Raw genomic sequence first — 16530 nt, 5'->3', positions numbered from 1 at the left:
AGGCACTGCAAAACTATTTGGCCGAGAGACCCAGGCGGTCGATCAGCAACTTGTCCTTGGCATAGGTGGCGATGGCCCAGGCCTTGTAGTCCTCGCCGCTGCGGTACCACATGTCCTGGTTGAGCTGCGCCAGCACTTCGAGGTGCTTGGGGTCGTCCATGGCCTTCTTGAAGGCATCGTGCAGCGTCTTCACGACCGCCGGGTCCATGCCCTTGGGTCCGACCAGGCCATACGGCGATTGCGACACGATGCCGTAGCCGAGTTCCTTGGCGGTGGGCACTTGCGGCCAGCGCTTGGTGCGGTTCTCACCGAAGGTGACGAGCAGGCGCATCTGGTTGTTGTCGACGAACTTGTCCCAACCGGAGGCGTCGCTCGCCGCCATCACGTGCCCACCGAGCAGGGCTTGCATCAGGTCTGCATTGCCCTTGAACGGGATGTGATTCAGCTTGACGCCCGCCTTGGCCGACAGCTCCTCAAGCAGCAAGTGCGGGCTGGTGCCGATGCCGGTCGAGCCGTAGTCAATCTTGTCGGGAGATTTGCGCGCCGCCTCGATGTATTCCTTGAAGCTCTTGTACGGCGAGTCGCTCTTCACGACGAACCCGAAGGTGTAGCCCGACACGCCGATGATGAAGGTGAAGTCGTTGATCGGGCTCCAGGGCACCTTCTGCATGTGCGGCAGGCGCAGCATGCCCATCGGGAACTGCGAGATCGTGTAGCCATCCGGCTTGGCGGTGAGCGCCATCGTGCCCGGGCCGAGCGTTCCGCCGGCGCCCGGCTTGTTCTCGACGATGATGTTCTGGCCCAGGTACTTGCTGGCGATCTCGGCCAGAGCGCGATGGTGGCGATCGGTGGAGCCACCGGCCGGCCACGGGACGATCAAGGTGATGGGCTTGTTCGGATAGGCCTGCGCATGGGCGGCTCCAAACGGGGCGGCCAAGGCGGCGCCGGCAGTGGCGAGCACAAGGGCGCGGCGCAGGCGTTGCGGGGAAGTGGTCATCCTGGGAGTCTCCGGTAGGGTGGATGGGGGACGTCAGACACGGACGGCGTGTTTCGCCGCCTCTTGTTCTTGCAGCTCGCGCCACTGCACCTTGCCCGATCCGGACTTGGGCAGCGACTCGACGAACGCCACGATGCGCGGGCTCTTGTAGGCCGCCATGTGGTCATGCGACCAGGTGATGATGTCCTGCTCGCTTACCTTCCCCTTGTATTCTGGCTTGAGCACGACGAGCGCCTTGACGGTCTCGCCACGGCGCTGGTCGTGTGCGCCGATCACGCAGGCCTCATGGATCGCCGGGTGGTGGTACATCAGCGCCTCCACCTCGGCCGGCCACACCTTGTAGCCCGACGCGTTGATCATGCGCTTGAGCCGATCGACCATGAAGAAGTAGCCGTCGGCATCGATCTGCGCCAGATCGCCGGTTCGCAGGAACGGCTTGCCGTCGATCTCGACGAAGCTCTCGCGCGTGGCCTTCTCGTTGTTCCAGTACCCACGCATCACCTGCGGCGCATGCACGACGATCTCGCCGGTCTCGCCTTGCGGCACCTCTTTCATCGTCGCCGGGTCGACCACGCGGGCGTCGACGTCGAACACCGGGATGCCCAGGCACTGCTTCTTCGGCCGGTGCATCGGGTTGATGTGCGTGGCGGCCAGGGTCTCGCTCATGCCGTAGCCCTCGGTGTAGTCGAGGCCGGTGAGCTGCTTCAGCTTGGCGCCGATCGCCTCGGGCATGGCCGCACCGCCGCCCCGGATCACCTGCAGGCTCGACAGGTCGTAGTCGCCGAGCTTCGGGTTGGACAGGAAGTCGATCATCATGGTCGAAATGACCTGCCACACCGTGATGCGGTAACGCTGCATCAGCGTGATGGCCGCGTCGCGATCCCAGCGCGGCAGGATCACGATGGTGGCGCCGGCGTACATCGGCCCGTTCATGCTGCCGGACATGCCGGTCACATGGAAGAAGGGCAGCACCGAGAGGAAGACGGCGTCCTGCGTGCGGCCGAACCACTGGATGCCGCCCACCAGCGTGCTCATCGTGCTGCGGTGGGTGTGCATGCAGCCCTTCGGGTGGCCGGTGGTGCCCGAGGTGTAGGGCATCACGCACAGGTCGTCCGGGCCGGTGGTGATGGGGCCCGGGCGCAGGTTTCTGGCCAGGACATCGGCCCACGCGACGCTGCCTGCGTCAGGAAAGGTCTTGCGCGGCTCCGCCACGAAGGTCGGCACGGTGAGGTCGGTCGGGCGCTTGAGGTAGTCGCTGTAGGTGGCGACGATGAGGTGCTGCAACCCGGCAACTCCGACGAGCGCTTGCATCTGCGCGTGCAGGTCCTGCGGCACGAAGGCCGTGGTCGCGCCGGTGTCCTTGACGTAGTGCCGCAGCTCCTCCGTCATGTTCATCGGATTGACCGGCACCACGACCGCGTTTGCGCGCAGGATGGCGTAGAACGCGAGCACCCACTGCGGGCTGTTCTGCATGTAGAGCAGCACGCGGTCGCCGGCTTTCACGCCGCACACCTGCTGCAGGTAGCCCGCGATGCGCTCGGCCTCGTCCAGAAACTCCGCGAAGCTGATCGCCGTGTCGTAGAAGACGATGAAGGGCTTGTGCGGGTAGCGCTGCGCCGAGACCTCGGCGTTATGGAAGACGTGGGTCTCGGGCAGCGTCAGGTGCTTGGGCAGCCCGGGCGGCCAGTGCGCAAGGTGGCGATCTGACATGGGAGCAATCTATACCTGTTCTTGCGGGAAGCGGAGCGGGGCTTCGATACCTCAGCCGAGCGGACGGAACCCTTCGAACACCCGCCGCCCGATCAACCTGAGGTATCGAGGCCCGCTCGGAGCTCTTACCGTGACGCGTCGATTTCTTGTGCCAGTGCCCAGGCCTGCTCGGCGAGCGGCCGGGCACGCTTGCCGGACGCCACCGCATGCTCGCTCGACGCGTTGCCTTGCTGCGCGCGGTGGGCAATGCCTTGCAGGATGCCGACCAGGCGGAACATGTTGAACACCATGTAGTAGTTCCACTCAGCGGGGCTCACCGCGTTCTTGCGGCCGGTGCGCTCCATGTACATCTTCACGTACTCGGCTTCGCTCGGGATGCCACGCGACACGAGGTCGGCGCCCGCCATGCCGCGACCGCCTTCGCCGCCGTGCATGCGCCAGGTCATGCAGTGGTAGGCGAAGTCGACCAGCGGGTGGCCCAGGGTCGACAGCTCCCAGTCGAGCACCGCGAGGATGCGCGGCTCGGTGGGGTGGAAGATCACGTTGTCGAAGCGGTAGTCGCCGTGGACGATGGCGACCTCGTCACCCTGCGGGATGTACTTGGGCAGCCACTCGATGAGCCGGTTGGCGGCGTCGATGGTCTCCGTCTCGGCGGCCTGGTACTGCTTGGTCCAGCGCGCGACCTGGCGCTCGATGTAGTTGCCGGGCTTGCCGTAGTCCCCGAGGCCGGTGGCGTTGGGGTCGACGCGGTGCAGCGCAGCCATCACGCGGTTGAGCTCGCTGTAGAGCTCACCACGCTGGGCGTTGTTGTAGTCGGGCAGCAGCGGGTCCCAGAGGATGCGGCCTTCGACGCAATCCATGATGTAGAAGGCGGTGCCGATCACCGACGGGTCTTCGCACAGTGCGTAGGCCTTGGCCACGGGCACGTCGGTCTTGGCGAGTGCGCTGATGACCTTGTACTCGCGGTCCACCGCGTGGGCCGAGGGCAGCAGCACGCCGGGCGGCTTGCGGCGCATCACGTACTGCTTGCCGTCGGCGCTCAACTTGAAGGTGGGGTTGGACTGCCCGCCCTTGAATTGCTCGACCTGCAGCTCGCCGCTGAAACCGGCGACGTGCTGGCGCATGTAGGCGTCGAGCTTCTGAACGTCGAACGCGTGCTGCGGGGCGACGGGCTTCGTGCCCGTGAACTGGGCGGCGGACTTGTCGTTGCTCATGGGAGAGATCTCAGGTGATGCTGCTGCCCCCATCCACCGGCAGGGCATGCCCGGTGATGTGGCGCGAGGCTTCGCTGGCCAGGAAAACTATCGCTCCCTTGAGGTCTTCTTCTCCGCCCAGTCGGTGCAGCGGTGCGCGGGCGACCACGCTGTCTCCGATCTTATCGAGCAGGCCGTGCGTCATCTTGGTCGGGAAGAACCCGGGGCACAGCGCGTTCACGTTGATGTTGTATGCACCCCATTCGGAGGCCAGGGCGCGCGTCATGTTGACGGCCGCGGCCTTGGAGGTGTTGTAGGCCACCATCGTCACGCCCGGGCTGTTGCCCTTGAGGCCGGCGATCGAGGCGACGTTGATGATCTTGCCGCTCTGGCGCGGGATCATCGCGCGCTTGCCGACTTCGCGGCTGAGGAAGAAGGGCGCGTTGACGTTGAGGCCCATCACCTTGTACCAGGCCTCGTCGGGGTAGTCCTCGGCGGGCGCGGCCCAGTTGGCGCCGGCGTTGTTCACCAGGATGTCGATCTGGCCGTAGGCCTTGAGGGCCTGGTCGACCATGCCGGGGATCTGGTCGAACTTCGACAGGTCGTTGGAGATGACCTGGGCTTCGATGCCCAGGCCTTGCAGATGGGCCTGTGCTTCGGCGAGCTCATCGGCCTTGCGCGCGGTGAGGATGAGCTTGGCGCCCATCTCACCCAGCGCCTCGGCGGCTTGCAAGCCGAGGCCACGCGAGCCGCCGGTGACGAGGGCAACCTTGCCCTCGAGGCTGAACAGCTGCTTGACGCCCATCAGACCACTTCGAACAGGCCAGCCGCGCCTTGTCCGCCGCCGATGCACATGGTGACGACCACGTACTTGGCGCCGCGGCGCTTGCCTTCGATCAGCGCATGGCCGGTCAGCCGCGAGCCGGTCACGCCGTAGGGGTGGCCGACCGCGATGGCGCCGCCGTTGACGTTGAGGCGGTCATCGGGGATGCCCAGCTTGTCGCGGCTGTAGATCACCTGGCAGGCGAAGGCTTCGTTCAGCTCCCACAGGCCGATGTCGCTGACCTTCAGGCCCGTTTGCTTGAGCAGCTTGGGGATGGCGAACACCGGGCCGATGCCCATTTCATCGGGCTCGCAGCCGGCGACCGCGAAGCCGCGGAAGATGCCCATGGGCTTGATGCCGCGCTGCTCGGCCAGCTTGCCGTTCATCAGCACGCACGCCGAAGAACCGTCGGAGAACTGGCTGGCGTTGCCGGCCGTCACCACGCCGCCTGGCAGGGCGGCGCGGATCTTGGCCACGGCTTCGAGCGTGGTGTCGGGGCGGATGCCTTCGTCGGCGGCGATCGTCACCTGCTTGGTGGTCAGGCGGCCGGTCGCCTTGTCGACCACACCCATGGTGGTGGTCATGGCGGCGATCTCGTCGTTGAACTTGCCGGCTGCCTGGGCGGCCGCGGCGCGCAGCTGGCTGCGCACGCCGTATTCGTCTTGCGATTCCTTCGAGATGTTGTAGCGCTTGGCCACCATCTCAGCGGTCTGCAGCATGCTCCAGTAGATCTCGGGCTTTTGCTCCAGCATGGCGGGGTCGGCGCGCATGTGGCGGTTGGTCTCGTTCTGCACGCAGGAGATCGACTCCACGCCGCCGCCGATGGCGACTTGCACGCCGTCGACGATGATGCTGTGCGCTGCCATGGCAATCGCTTGCAGGCCCGACGAGCAGAAGCGGTTGATGGTGACGCCGGCGGTGGTGACGGGCAGGCCGGCACGCAGCGCGGCCACGCGGGCGATGTTGCCGCCGGTGGTGCCTTCGGACAGCGAGCCGCCGAGGAACACGTCCTCGACTTCAGCGGCGTCGATGCCGGCGCGCTTGACGGCGTGCTCGATCGAATGGGCGGCGAGCGTGGCGCCGTAGGTCATGTTGAAGGCACCCTTCCAGCTCTTGGCCAGGCCGGTGCGGGCGGTGGAGACGATGACGGCTTCGGTCATGATGATTCCTTGTCTGTGTGTTCTGCGTTCGACGTGACGGCTCAGTTGAAGCTCTTGCCTTCTTCGGCGAGCTTCACCAGCAGCGCGGCGGGCTGCCACGACGCGTCGGCACCCGGCTCGGCCGCGAAGCGGCGCAGGGCGCGCACGACGTTGGGCAGGCCCACGATGTCGGCGTAGAGCATCGGGCCGCCGCGGTGCGCGGGGAAGCCGTAGCCGTTCAGGTACACCAGGTCGATGTCGGATGCGCGGGCGGCGATGCCTTCTTCGAGGATGCGTGCGCCTTCGTTGACCAGCGCGAAGATGCAGCGCTCGACCACTTCTTCATCGCTGATCTTGCGGGCGGTGATGCCGTTGGCGGCGCGGTACTCGTTGATGAGTTGTTCGGTCGTCGCGTCAGGGATGGGGTCGCGCTTGCCCGCTTCGTAGCGATACCAGCCGGAGCCCGTCTTCTGGCCGAAGCGGCCGGCTTCGCAGAGCTTGTCGGCCACGTTGGGCGTGAGCGCCACGCCGGCTTCGGCAGCCTTGCGCTTGCGCGTGGCCCAGCCGATGTCGAGACCGGCCAGGTCGCCCATGCGGAACGGGCCCATGGCCATGCCGTACTTCTGCAGGGCGCCGTCGATCTGCTGCGGCAGGGCGCCGGCGTTGATCAGGCCTTGCGCGGCCGCGCCGTAGCGGGCCAGCATGCGGTTGCCGATGAAGCCGTCGCACACACCGGAAACGACGGCGACCTTCTTGATCTTCTTGCCGAGCGCCAGGCTCGTGACCAGCACGTCGTTGGCGGTCTTGGCGCCGCGCACGATCTCCAGCAGGCGCATCACGTTGGCCGGGCTGAAGAAGTGCAGGCCGATGACGTCTTGCGGGCGCTTGGTGAAGGTGGCGATCTTGTCGACGTTGAGGTACGAGGTGTTGGAAGCCAGGATCGCGCCGGGCTTGCACACTTCGTCGAGCGTCTTGAAGACCTGTTCCTTGACGTCCATGCTCTCGAACACGGCTTCGATGACCAGGTCGACTTCCTTCATCGGGTCGTAGGTCAGCGTCGGGGTGATCAGGGCCATGCGTTGCTCGACCTGCTCGGTCGTCAGCTTGCCCTTGGCGGCCGAGTTCTCGTAGTTCTTGCGGATGATGCCGATGCCGCGGTCGAGCGCCTCTTGCTTCATCTCGAGCAGCACGACGGGGATGCCGGCGTTCAGGAAGTTCATGGTGATGCCGCCACCCATGGTGCCGGCGCCGATCACGCCAACCTTCTTGATCTCGCGCTGCTTGGTGTCTTCGGGCACATCAGGGATCTTGCCGGCGGCGCGCTCGGCGTTGAACACGTGGCGCAGGGCACGCGACTCGGGGGTCAGCATCAGCGACTGGAACAGATCGCGCTCGAACTTCATGCCTTCGTCGAAGGACTTGGTGGCCGCGGCCGCCACGGCCTCGACGCACTTCAGCGGCGCAGGGAAGTTCTTGGCGGTACCGCCGACCATGTTGCGGGCGAATTGCAGGAAGGCCTCGTTGCCGGGCGCGACTTGCTTGACCTTCAGGTCACGCACGCGCTTGAGGGGCAACTTGTCGGCCACAGCCTTCTCGGCGAACTTGATGGCGCCTTCGAGCAGGTCGCCTTCGACGATGGCATCGACCAGCGGCGAGCCTTCGAACTTCTTGGCCGGCACGGGAGCACCCGAGACGATCATGTTAAGGGCGGCTTCCAAGCCGATCAGGCGCGGCAGGCGCTGCGTGCCGCCGGCGCCGGGCAGCAGGCCCAGCTTCACTTCGGGCAGGCCCAGGTTCGCATCGGGCTTGGCGACGCGGAAATGCGCGCCCATCGCCAGCTCCAGGCCACCGCCGAGGGCCATGCCGCCGATCGCGGCCACCACCGGCTTGGTCGAGTTCTCGACCGCCTTGATCACGTCGAGCAGGTTGGGCGACATGCCGGCCTTGGCGGTGCCGAATTCCTTCACGTCGGCGCCGCCCGAGAAGGCACGGTCGCTGCCGATCAGCACGATGGCGGTGACCTTGGGGTCGGCCAGTGCCTTGTCGACGCCTTCGACGGTGCCGCTGCGCAGCCCGTAGCCCAGGCCGTTGACCGGCGGGTTGTTCAGCGTGACGACGGCCACCGAGCCGCGAACGTCGTACTGGGTGGAGGTCGGTTGATTGCTCATGTGGGAAAGCTCCTGAAAGGCACGGGAGGGGACAGCGATGCGCCGAACGGGGTTGGCCGCGAGGGCCGCGTCAGCGCGACTTGAATCTTGATTCTGCAATGCAGAACTTCATTTTGCAGAAGCGCCCATCGTATCCGTCGCAGTCCGCCTTGTAAACAAGGTGATTCCCGACGAGTATCATGCTCGCGCCCCAGGCTTGTCGCGGCTGTGACAGGCATTCAGGGGCAATCCAGGCACTGTCCTTGGTAGAAGTTCCAATTTATACTTTGGCGTTTTGCGATGCAGAATATGCATCCATTTCTGGAACCCCTCTCTCCCACCACACACCCCGCGATTGCCGCAGGAGACACCATGGATCTCGAATACTCCGCAGAAGAACAGAAATTCCGCGAGGAGGTACGCACCTTCATCGCCGCCAACCTGCCCGACGACATCCGCGCCCGCGGCCAGGGCGGTGAACGTCACCACGCCGAAGACATCACCAAGTGGCAAAAGATCCTGCACTCCAAGGGCTGGGGTGGTTCGGGCTGGCCTGAGGAGTACGGCGGCCCCGGCTGGAATGCGGTGCAGAAGCACATCTTCGACGAGGAATGCGCCGAGGCCGGCACCCCGATGCAGCTCGCCTTCGGCGTGAAGATGGTGGCGCCGGTGATCATGCGTTTCGGCAATGCGGCGCAGAAGGCTCATTACCTGCCGCGCATCCTGGCCGCCGACGACTGGTGGTGCCAGGGCTACTCGGAGCCGGGTTCGGGCTCCGACCTCGCCTCGCTCAAGACCCGCGCCGTGCGCGGCACCGACAAGGACGGCGAGCACTACATCGTCAACGGCCAGAAGACCTGGAACACCCTCGGACAGTACGCCGACTGGATCTTTGTCCTGGTGCGCACCAGCACCGAAGGCCGTCAGCAAGAAGGCATCAGCTTCCTGCTGATCGACATGAAGACGCCGGGCATCACCGTCAAGCCAATCATCATGCTCGACGGTGGCCATGAGGTGAACGAGGTCTGGTTCGACAACGTGCGCGTGCCGGTCGAGAACCGCATCGGCGAAGAGAACAAGGGCTGGACGTACGCCAAGTTCCTGCTCGGCCACGAGCGCACCGGCATCGCCGGCGTGGGCCGTTCCAAGGCCGCGATCAAGCGCCTCAAGTCGCTGGCGCGCAAGCAGCCCGGCGACAACGGCAAGCCGCTGATCGAAGACCAACGCTTCCGTGATCGCCTGGCCCAACTCGAGATGGAGTTGATGGCACTCGAGATCACCAACCTCAAGCTGATCTCGCAAGAAGGCAAGGCGCACGCGCCCGGCCCCGAGGCGTCGATGTTGAAGATCAAGGGCTCCGAGATCCAGCAGATGCTGACCGAGCTCGCCATGATGGCCCTTGGCCCCTACGCCATCGCTTGGTTGCGTGAATCGAGCGACCTGTCGGGCAATCCGCAGCCGCTCACCGACTTCTTCGCTGCACGCGAGAGCCATGCCTCCGGCGCGTACTACAACACCCGCAAGACCACCATCTATGGCGGCTCCACCGAAGTCCAGAAGAACATCATCAGCCAGATGATCCTGGGCCTCTGATCGCCGAGCCACGACACACAGAACACCAAGGAAGCACCATGGACTTCAATCTCAGCGAAGAACAAACCGCGATCCAGGACAGCCTCAAGCGCTACCTCGCCAAGGACTACGGCTTCGAGCACCGCCGCAGCCTGACCAAGAGCGACCTCGGCCACAGCGCCGAGGCCTGGTCCACCTACGCCGAGCTCGGCCTGCTGGCCCTGCCGTTCCCCGAAGAAGTGGGCGGCCTGGGCGGCAACGGCATCGACGTGATGATCCTGGCCGAAACCCTCGGCACCGCGCTCGCGCTCGAACCCTTCATCCCGTCGGTCGTGGTATCGGGCAGCCTGCTCAACGAGATCGGCAGCCCTGCTCAGAAGGACACGCTGCTCGGCGGCATCACGCAAGGCACGACGCTCGTCACGCTGGCGCACCAGGAGCCGGGCGCTCGCTATAACGTGAACCACGTCGCCACCACTGCCAAGAAAGACGGCGACGGCTGGTCGCTGTCGGGCCACAAGGCCGTGGTGCTGGCCGCGCCGTCGGCGAACAAGCTGCTGGTGTCGGCCCGCACCTCGGGCTCGGCCTTCGACGCCAATGGCGTCTCGCTCTTCGTCGTCGACGCCAAGGCGGCCGGCGTGACGATCCGCCCCTACGGCACGCAAGACGGCCAGCGCGCCGGCGACGTGATCCTGAAGGAAGTGAAGATCGGTGCCGATGCGCTCGTGGGTCAGGTCAACCAGGCCCTGCCGGCCATCGAGCACGCCATCGACCGTGGCACTGCCGCACTGTGCGCCGAGGCCGTGGGCGTGATGGACACGCTCAATGCGCAGACGCTCGAGTACCTCAAGAACCGCAAGCAGTTCGGCGTGCCCATCGGGAAGTTCCAGGTGCTGCAGCACCGCATGGCTGACATGGCGATGGCCGCCGAGTACGGCCGCGCGATGGCGCTGCTGGCTGCGGTGAAGGTGGACTCCAAGGATCCGGCCGAGCGGCGTCGCAACGTGTCGGCGGCCAAGGCCTACGTCGGCCAATCGGCTCGCACGGTGGGCCAGGGCGCGGTGCAGATGCACGGCGGCATGGGCGTGACCGACGAGTTGATGGCAGCGCACCTCTTCAAGCGCCTGACCGTCATCAACCAGACCTTCGGCGACGTGGATCACCACCTCGGCAAGGTCAGCGATCTCCTGCTCGCCGCTTGATGCGACCACGCTGACGACACTCAGCCAACGCGCAAGACCCAAGGGCCCGCCAGCCAACCGCTGCGGGCCCTTCTTCACTCTTTCGATGCCACCGCCATGACTGCAGAACTCATCCTCAATCGCCGCGACCTCGACTTCCAGGTCTTCGAGGTACTCGACGCCGAATCGCTCACGCAACGCCCGCGCCACGCCGATCACAGCCGCGAGACTTTCGTCGCCGCGCTCGATGCGGCCATGGCGATCGCGGCCGACAAGTTCTTCACCCACAACCGCGAGAGCGACGAGAACGAGCCCACCTTCGACGGCCAGCGCGTCGAGATCATTCCGCAGGTGAAGCAAGCGCTGCGCGCGTTCTGCGAGGCTGGCTTCATCGCGCCCACGCAAGACTACGAACTCGGCGGCATGCAGTTGCCGGTGCTGATGGGCCAGGCCTTCTCGGCGATCTTCAAGAGCGCGAATGCGGCGACCTTTTCGTACGTCGGCCTCACGATGTCGAATGCCAACGTGATCAACAAGTTCGGCACCGACGCGCAGAAGAAGCGCTACCTGCCACACATGCTCAACGGCCGCTTCTTCGGCACCATGTGCCTGACCGAGCCGCAGGCCGGCTCCAGCCTGTCGGACATCACCACCGCCGCCGTGCCGCAGCCGGATGGCAGCTACCGCCTCACCGGCAACAAGATCTTCATCTCGGGCGGCGACCACGAGCTCTCCGAGAACATCATCCACCTCGTGCTCGCCCGCCTGCCGGGTGCTCCGGCCGGCGTGAAGGGCATCTCGCTCTTCATCGTGCCGAAGTACAGGGTGAACGGCGACGGTTCGCTCGGTGAGCGCAACGACGTTGCCCTGGCCGGCCTGATCCACAAGATGGGCTGGCGCGGAACCACCTCGACCATGCTCTCCTTCGGCGAGAAGGGTGCTTGCTACGGCGAACTGATCGGCCAACCCAACCAAGGCCTGGCCGCGATGTTCCACATGATGAACGAGGCCCGCATCGGCGTCGGCATGGGCGCAGTGATGCTCGGCTACCGCGGCTACCTGGCCTCGCTGCAATACGCCCGCGAGCGCCCGCAGGGTCGTCGCGCCGGCAGCAAGGACCCGAACGAACCGCAGGTCAAGCTGATCGAGCACGCCGACATCCGCCGCATGCTGATCGCGCAGAAGGCATATGTCGAAGGCTCGCTCGGCCTGGGGCTCTACGCGGCGCGCCTGGTCGACGAGCAGAAGACGGGCACCGACGAGACCAAACGAATCGAGGCCGGCCTGCTGCTGGAACTGCTCACGCCGATCGTGAAGAGCTGGCCTTCTCAGTGGTGCCTGGAGGCCAACAGCCTGGCCATCCAGATCCACGGCGGCTACGGCTACACGCGTGAGTACCCGGTCGAGCAGTTCTATCGCGACAACCGCCTGAACCCGATCCACGAGGGCACGCATGCCATCCAGTCGATCGACCTGCTGGGCCGCAAGGTGGTGATGCAGCAAGGCGCGGCGCTCGAGCTGCTGGGCCGCGAGATGCAAGCCACCGTCAAGGAGGCCTCGGCCTACGAAACGCTGAGCGCAAACGCCGATGCGCTGAACATCGCGTGGTCGAACGTCACCCAGACCGTGAAGGCGCTGGCGCCGCTGTTGAAGGAGCAGGGTGAGCTCGCCTTGGCGAACTCGGCGGTGTTTTTGGAGGCCTTCGGCCACACGGTCGTCGCCTGGCAGTGGTTGCGGCAAGCCGTGGTCGCGACCCGCGCTCTCGGCCAGGCCAAGGGCGACGACGAGATCAACTTCTACCGCGGCAAGCTCCACACCAGCGCCTGGTTCTTCGACTGGGAGCTGCCGCGCTGCAAGCCGCAGCATGACCTGCTGCGCAGCCTGAACGACTCGACGCTGGCGATGCAGGACGCCTGGTTCTGACGGGAGCAACCGGATGAGTGGCGACGACAGCAAACGCGACGTGAGGGCCGGCGACAGCACCCGCGACGACGTTCCCGGCGGTTTCGTGCCGCTGATGCCCGGTGGCAAGTGGCTGGCGCAGGCCGGCCCGATCTACCAGCGGCCGGCCCACCACGGTGGGGTCATCATGGGCCTGCGCCTCGCGGACCGGCACACCAACATGCGCGGCATCGTGCATGGCGGCATGCTGGTCACGCTGGCCGACAGCGCGCTCGGCCGCAACATTCACCTCACCCGCAAGCCGACCGCCGCGCTGGTGTCGGTGAACCTCTCCACCGACTTCCTCTCGGCCGCCCGCGTGGGTGAGTGGCTGGAGGCGCATGTGGAGATCCGCAAGCACGGCGCGCGGCTGTCGTTCGCCGAGTGCGAGTTGCGCATCGGTGAGCGCGTGGTGCTGCGCTGCAGCGGCGTGTTTGCCGTGGTCGAGCCGCTGGCCGGTACCGGCGCTGCGGCGAAAGAAGTGCCCGAGGGTTGATCCTCTGCGGGCCCGCTCGGGAGAGCGGGCCCTGCGCAATGGCCTACTGGATCGTCAGCGTGCGCGTGACTGGCACGCCACCGCGGCTGAGCGTGATCGTCACGACCGTGCCCGAGGCGGGTGCGGCGCCGAGGCCCGCGACGTACTGGAAGCGGATGCCGGTCTGGATGCCCTGGAACAGCCCCGCCAGATCGGTGCCTTCGACGCGCCGGTATTGGCCACCGGTGCGGTCGGCGATCTGCTGCATGCTGGGCTCATCGACGTCGCGCGCGGCGCCGAAGGCCACGGTGAACACCGGGATGCCCTGGGTGGTGGCGGCGGCCACGACATCATCCAGGCGGGCGCGTGACGCGTTCTCCTGCCCGTCGGTCATCGACACCACGATCTTGCGCGAGTTGAGTGCACCGGTCAGCGCGTTCACGCCGCTGATGGTGCCGTCGTAGAACGCAGTGCTGCCCGAGTAGGGATAGGAGCTGGCGATGCGCAGGTTGCCGGTGGCGGCGTGCACCGGGTCGGTGTTGCTGGCGGTGGCGTTCGAGCGGTAGATCTGCGAACGCGGGTTGTAGGCGTCGATCACGGGGCGCAGCTTGGGGATGTCTTGCGTGCGGCCGGTGACGCTGAAGGTGTAGTCGGGGATGGCGACACCCGCGGTGTCGACCCAGTTCAGCGTGGCGAGCCTGGCGTCGTTCATCGTGAAGATGCTGGAGCTGAAGATCGTCACGTTGGCCTCGTCGGCGCCTGGCGCGAGACCGTTGAGCAGTTCATGCGCCGCGAGTGCGGCCACCTGATAGCGGCTGCGGCCGGTGGTGCCCACGTTGGAGCCCATCGAGCTGCTGGAGTCGAGCACGACCGACACGCTTGCGCTGCCCTGGCCCTGGCTGGCGCCGTAGTTCAGCGAGGCCAGCGTGAGTGCCGCCCCGGCGGCGCTGAAGCTGAAATCGGTGCCGGTCAGGCCCAGCACCGCCTTGCCGGTCATGCTGTCGCTCACCGTCATGGCGATCCGGCCGGCGCCCAAATCTTGCACCACGCCGATCACGTAGGACGCGCCCGCGGGCAGGGTGGACACGATGGCCGGCGGCGCACCGGCGACGGTGATCAGGCTGCTCACCGGCTGGGTGATCGGCGAGCCCGCACTCGGGTTGGCCGTGGCCACGGTGGCGCCCAGGTCGATGCTGCCGGAGAACGCGCCGCAGGGGTCGGTGGTGAGCGTGGAGAGCACCGCGCCGCCCGCGTTGGCGAACTCGATCGGGACCGAGGCGAGCGGGGCATAGCCGTCGGGCACGTCGGGGCAGCCGGGGTAGGCGAGAGCCTGTTTCGGCGATTCGATCCACGCGGCGCGGCGCATCGCGGATGTCGACGACGCAGTGATCGACATCGGCACGACCAGCATGCCGCTGACCGACTGGCTGGTCGGCGCGGGGGCCGGCGCGGCGGCAGGGTCGGGCTGTGCCTCGGCCGGTGCGTCGTCACCGCCTCCGCCGCAGGCGGCGAGCACGGCGGCGCACAGGAGCGCAAGACTGGTATGGGCGGTTCTGTTCATGACTGGGTCCCTTACGTGGGTGTGTGGATGAGACGAGTGCGAGTCGAAGGGCCATTGGACGAAACTCCCAATCGCGGCGCGTCCCTACCTTGTGGGATGCTCGACCCCCGCAATCGCGTGGGCTCGACGACATGATTTCCAACCTCCCAGCCGACACCGACGGCCTGCTCAAGCTGGCTGCGCAAAGCATGTTCGACAACCTCGCGCAGGCCGCGATGGGCATGCTGGTGATCGACCGCAACCACCGCATCGTCTGGATCAGCGAGGGCTACAAGCGATTCCTGCCCGACCTCGGGCACGAGGAGTCCGACTTCGTCGGCCGCCGGGTCGAAGAGGTGGTGCCCAACACGCTGATGGCGCACGTGGTCGACTCCGGGCAGCCCATGCTGGTCGATCTGCTCACCAACCAGGCCGGCACCTTTCTCGTCAGCCGCTTGCCATTGCGCGACGCCCGCGGCGAGGTGATCGGCGCGTTGGGCATGGTGCTGCTCGACCACCCCGAGACCACGATGCAGCCGCTGATGACCAAGTTCAGCCGCCTGCAGCGCGAGCTAGACGACGCGCGCCAGCAACTCGCCGCGCAGCGCCGGCCCAAGTACACGGTGGCAAGCTTCATCGGTTCGAGCCCGCAGGCGATGGAGCTCAAGCGCCAGGCGCGCCGTGTGGCGCAAACCGACAGCACCGTGCTGCTGCTCGGCGAGACCGGCACCGGCAAGGAGCTGCTGGCCCATGCCATCCACGCTGCGAGTGCGCGGGCCGCGCGGTCCTTCGTGGGCGTGAACATCGCCGCGGTGCCCGACACGCTGCTCGAAGCCGAGTTCTTCGGCGTGGCGCCCGGCGCCTACACCGGTGCCGACCGCCGCGGGCGCGAAGGCAAGTTCAAGCTGGCGGACGGCGGCACGCTCTTTCTCGACGAGATCGGCGACATGCCACTCGCGCTTCAGAGCAAGCTGCTGCGCGTGCTGCAGGAGCAGGAGCTCGAACCCCTGGGCAGCAACGCCGTGCAGCGGGTGGACGTGCGCGTGATCGCCGCCACCAGCCGCGACCTGCCGGCCATGGTGGCGGCGGGCGACTTCCGCGCCGACCTGTACTACCGGCTCAACGTGCTGCCGATCCGCCTGCCCACGCTGCGCGAGCGCATCGCCGATCTCGATTCGCTCGTCGATGCGCTGGCCGACGACATCGCCCGACGCAGCGGCCTGCCGCACAAGGCCCTCAGCGCCGACGCGCTCGACCTCCTCGCCCAGCAGCCCTGGCCCGGCAACATCCGCGAGCTGCGCAACGTGCTGGAGCAGGCCACGCTGATGACGGACGACCTGGTGCTCACCGCCGCGCACTTCGGCGCGCTGCTCGCCGCGGGAGCGCCGCGCGTGGCCTTCGCCGTTCCATCCACCGTCCCACCTGCCGAGGCACGGGCTGCGGCAGCGCCGAGCGCGCCAGGCCTCACGCGTTCGGCTGCCACGGTGTCGCCGGCCAGCATCACCCCGCTGCCGCAGGCGATCGCTGAGCTGGAGGCACGTGCCATCCGCGACGCGCTCGCCGCCACCGGCGGCAACAAGCTGGCGGCGTCGCGCCTGTTGGGGATCTCGCGCGCCACCCTGTACGAGAAGCTGCCGCACATCGCGCCGGGTTGAGCCGCGCGGCGGGTGCCGGGGTGTGGCGCTTTACCTCGCAGCAACCAAATACGCCGTCTCGCGCCACGTGGGCGTCTGGTTTCGCAGGCATGCTCTCGGCTTTGCTTCTTCGTGTCGTTCTCATGTCTCGCCGTGCCCGCGTTGTTTCGCCTTTGAT

At 66.7% G+C, this 16530-nt stretch carries 12 protein-coding genes; 5 read left to right on the top strand and 7 right to left on the bottom strand.

Translation table 11 applies throughout. The features are described from left to right. Window positions 1–13 precede the first annotated feature (13 nt). The 6 genes from AC1KAR_RS14330 to AC1KAR_RS14305 form a co-directional block, all read right to left on the bottom strand. The gene (locus tag AC1KAR_RS14330; RefSeq protein ID WP_480318803.1) at window positions 14–997 is read right to left on the bottom strand and encodes a tripartite tricarboxylate transporter substrate binding protein; all 984 of its coding nucleotides are present in this window, start codon (window positions 995–997) and stop codon (window positions 14–16) included. A 33-nt stretch (window positions 998–1030) separates the two neighbouring features. Beyond that, the gene (locus tag AC1KAR_RS14325) at window positions 1031–2707 is read right to left on the bottom strand and encodes a long-chain fatty acid--CoA ligase (protein ID WP_480318801.1); all 1677 of its coding nucleotides are present in this window, start codon (window positions 2705–2707) and stop codon (window positions 1031–1033) included. Window positions 2708–2832: 125 nt separating this feature from the next. Then, a complete protein-coding gene (locus tag AC1KAR_RS14320) occupies window positions 2833–3921 on the bottom strand; it encodes a phosphotransferase (protein ID WP_480318799.1) in 1089 nt (362 codons plus the stop codon). Window positions 3922–3931: 10 nt separating this feature from the next. Then, window positions 3932–4705 (bottom strand): SDR family oxidoreductase, encoded by a 774-nt coding sequence (locus tag AC1KAR_RS14315; RefSeq protein WP_480318797.1) that lies wholly within the window; start codon window positions 4703–4705, stop codon window positions 3932–3934. Next, entirely contained in the window at window positions 4705–5883 is a 1179-nt protein-coding gene (locus AC1KAR_RS14310; RefSeq protein WP_480318795.1) for an acetyl-CoA C-acyltransferase, read from the bottom strand. The genes AC1KAR_RS14315 and AC1KAR_RS14310 overlap by 1 nt, the downstream gene beginning before the upstream one ends. Before the next feature lie 41 nt (window positions 5884–5924). Next, the gene (locus tag AC1KAR_RS14305; protein ID WP_480318793.1) at window positions 5925–8030 is read right to left on the bottom strand and encodes a 3-hydroxyacyl-CoA dehydrogenase NAD-binding domain-containing protein; all 2106 of its coding nucleotides are present in this window, start codon (window positions 8028–8030) and stop codon (window positions 5925–5927) included. Window positions 8031–8381: 351 nt separating this feature from the next. Here AC1KAR_RS14305 and AC1KAR_RS14300 point away from each other — a divergent pair, with 351 nt between their 5' ends. The 4 genes from AC1KAR_RS14300 to AC1KAR_RS14285 all read left to right on the top strand — a co-directional run bounded on the left by AC1KAR_RS14300 (window position 8382) and on the right by AC1KAR_RS14285 (window position 13199). After that, window positions 8382–9602, top strand: coding sequence for an acyl-CoA dehydrogenase family protein (locus AC1KAR_RS14300; RefSeq protein WP_480318791.1), 1221 nt, complete (start codon window positions 8382–8384; stop codon window positions 9600–9602). Window positions 9603–9640: 38 nt separating this feature from the next. Then, complete coding sequence (locus AC1KAR_RS14295; protein ID WP_480318789.1) at window positions 9641–10783, top strand: acyl-CoA dehydrogenase family protein; 1143 nt, start codon at window positions 9641–9643, stop codon at window positions 10781–10783. Window positions 10784–10879: 96 nt separating this feature from the next. After that, window positions 10880–12685: an acyl-CoA dehydrogenase gene (locus tag AC1KAR_RS14290; protein WP_480318787.1), complete on the top strand. Its 1806-nt coding sequence runs from the start codon at window positions 10880–10882 to the stop codon at window positions 12683–12685. A gap of 13 nt (window positions 12686–12698) precedes the next feature. Further along, window positions 12699–13199 carry a PaaI family thioesterase gene (locus AC1KAR_RS14285; RefSeq protein ID WP_480318785.1) on the top strand — a complete coding sequence of 167 codons (501 nt, stop codon included), beginning with the start codon at window positions 12699–12701 and terminating at the stop codon, window positions 13197–13199. Between the two features lie 43 nt (window positions 13200–13242). Here the strand turns inward: AC1KAR_RS14285 and AC1KAR_RS14280 are convergent, their stop codons facing one another. Further along, complete coding sequence (locus AC1KAR_RS14280; RefSeq protein ID WP_480318783.1) at window positions 13243–14739, bottom strand: vWA domain-containing protein; 1497 nt, start codon at window positions 14737–14739, stop codon at window positions 13243–13245. Between the two features lie 131 nt (window positions 14740–14870). Here AC1KAR_RS14280 and AC1KAR_RS14275 point away from each other — a divergent pair, with 131 nt between their 5' ends. Further along, window positions 14871–16373, top strand: a complete 1503-nt coding sequence (locus AC1KAR_RS14275; RefSeq protein ID WP_480318781.1) for a sigma-54 interaction domain-containing protein — start codon at window positions 14871–14873, stop codon at window positions 16371–16373. Window positions 16374–16530 lie beyond the last annotated feature (157 nt).

It is taken from the genome of Piscinibacter sp. PDB1-1, assembly GCF_056675995.1.
The sequence above is the reverse complement of the archived record's forward strand: the minus strand, read 5'-3'. Positions and strand labels throughout refer to the sequence as shown.